The following is a 2,255-nucleotide window of genomic DNA, read 5'->3' as shown; positions in this document are numbered from 1 at the left end:
CACCACACCGACGGCAGCTGACGCAGAAGATGGTGGTCGGATTCGGCGATGCCCCTGCCGCTCCCCCACTGCGGGAGTGCGGTCCAGTCCTGCCCGCGGTCGATACGAGACCGCTTGGGGAGTAACGCCATCAGTCTCGAGAATGCCCGACACGAGGAACGGGCCTATCGGCGTGCCTTGAAGGTCGTGGTCGAGTGCGACGACATTTCGGAGACGGCTATGACCCGATACTGGCCCCTGAATTGCCTTGCGGGCGCGTGAACCAACTCATCGCCGACAGTCAGTGGGGAAGTACCGGTTTCAGCGCCTCGGCCACCGCCGCCACTGTGCCGGGCCGATAGCTCGGCATGTTGAAGATGATGCCGTCGATACCGACGTCGAACACCTTTGTCTTGACTTGTTCGGCGATCGCCTCGGGACTGCCGATGACGGCGCGCTGACGTCTCTCCTCGGGAATCTGATCGATGGTCGCCTTCTCGTCGACGATGACGGTGATCAGCATGCTGGTTTCCAGCGTGGCCGGGTCGCGACCGATGTCCTCGCAGCGGTTCCTCACCGCCTTGACCTTGCCGGGGAGTTCGTCGAAGCCGGCGATGACGTTCAAGTGGTCGAAGTGCTTGACTGCCAACGGGATGGTCTTCTTCTCACCGCTGCCGCCGATCATCAGCGGAATGTGGTCGCGGTAGCGGGGTTCGGCCATCGCCTCCCGTGTGCGGTAGTACTTGCCGGAGAAGGTCGGCCGCTCCCCCTTGATCATCGGCAGAATGATCTCGAGTGCCTCGTTGAGCTTGTTGAAGCGATCGGTGAAGGTGCCGAAGTCGTATCCGAGTTGATCGTGTTCGAGTTCGAACCAGCCGGCACCGATGCCCAGGATGGCGCGACCCTGGCTGATCACGTCGAGCGTGGTGATGGCCTTCGCCAGAAGGGTTGGGTTGCGATAGGTGTTCCCGGTGACCAAGGTGCCGAGTTGCACCTTCTCGGTCGCCACCGCGAGGGCGCCGAGCGCTGTGTAGGCCTCCAGCATCGGCTGATCGGGTGTGCCCAGCCCGGGCAGTTGATAGAAGTGGTCCATCACGAAGACTGCGTCGTAACCGGCGTCATCGGCTTCACGGGCCTGGGCGACGACGGTCGGGAAGAGCTGCTCGACACCCGTGCCGTAGGAGAAGTTCGGAATCTGATAGCCAAGTTTCAGAGTCACCCCATCCATCGTAGCCAGCGTTGTTGAGCAGCGTGTCAAGGGATCCACAGGTGTTGCCGACCGTTGCGAGCGCGCCCAACCATCGGTGGGCGAGATCGGCCGTCCCCGCTCAGGCACCGTCCAGGTACCCGGCGTAGCCTCTGCGCGGACACTGCTCCGCCGCGATCACAGCGTAGAAGCGGTGTGCCGGGCCAACGGCGGCCTCGGCGCGCAGAGTTCCGTTCGTCGGAATCGGCGGAATTGCGGCTGGAGGGATCGTGATGCTGGAGGTCGATGACACCGGACCGGGCGTCCGGATCAGTCGGTGGTGAATCCCGAATCGACGACCGCGGTCGGGTTTCGCTCGGAGCGCGGGCCAATCCTCATCTCCGTCATGCTCAGCACCGGATTGGTGGCCATCGACTCGACCGTGCTGGCGACCGCCATCCCCTCCATCGTCGGCGAGCTGGGCGGATTCGACCAGTTTCCGTGGTTGTTCTCGGTATACCTGCTCGCACAGGCCGTCACGACGCCGATCTACGCGAAGCTCTCCGACACCCTCGGTCGCAAGCCGATCCTGCTGACGGGGATCGCCCTGGTCCTCCTCGGCTCCATCCTGTGCGCTACCGCGTGGAACATGCCCGCGCTGATCGTGTTTCGCGCCGTGCAGGGTATCGGCGCAGGGGCGGTTCAGCCCACCGCCATGACGATCGTCGGGGACATCTACACGCTGGCCGAACGAGCCAGAGTGCAGGGCTATCTGGCCAGCGTATGGGCGATGTCGTCGGTCATCGGCCCCACCCTTGGGGGCGTCTTCTCGCAATTGGGAATCTGGCGAGGCCTCTTCCTGATCAACATCCCGCTCTGCCTGCTCGCGATGTGGATGCTCAAGCGGCACTACCACGAGACCGTCGAACACCGGCGGCGCAACGTCGACTACCTGGGCGCGCTGCTTTTGGCGTGCTCCATGACGTCACTGATCCTCGCGATCCTTGGCGGCGGGCAGATGTGGGCATGGTCCTCGACGGCAAGTATCGGTGCGTTCTCGGTCGGCGGCGCGCTGCTTGCGGGCTTCGTG

Annotated in this window: 2 protein-coding genes; one reads left to right on the top strand and one right to left on the bottom strand. The window is 64.0% G+C overall.

The genetic code is table 11. From position 1 onward, the window contains the following. Positions 1–280 precede the first annotated feature (280 nt). On the bottom strand, positions 281–1,198 hold the full coding sequence (locus ACRDUX_RS31635; RefSeq protein ID WP_526419927.1) for an LLM class F420-dependent oxidoreductase: 918 nt from the start codon (positions 1,196–1,198) through the stop codon (positions 281–283). 304 nt (positions 1,199–1,502) lie between these two features. On the opposite strand from ACRDUX_RS31635, the gene ACRDUX_RS31630 reads away from it, so the two are divergent. Next, positions 1,503–2,255 (top strand): MFS transporter (locus ACRDUX_RS31630; protein ID WP_526419925.1); only part of this gene is annotated, 753 nt, incomplete at its 3' end.

Origin of the sequence: Mycobacterium sp. (assembly GCF_050701675.1) — a bacterium.
Classification (GTDB): domain Bacteria; phylum Actinomycetota; class Actinomycetes; order Mycobacteriales; family Mycobacteriaceae; genus Mycobacterium.
The sequence above is the reverse complement of the archived record's forward strand: the minus strand, read 5'-3'. Positions and strand labels throughout refer to the sequence as shown.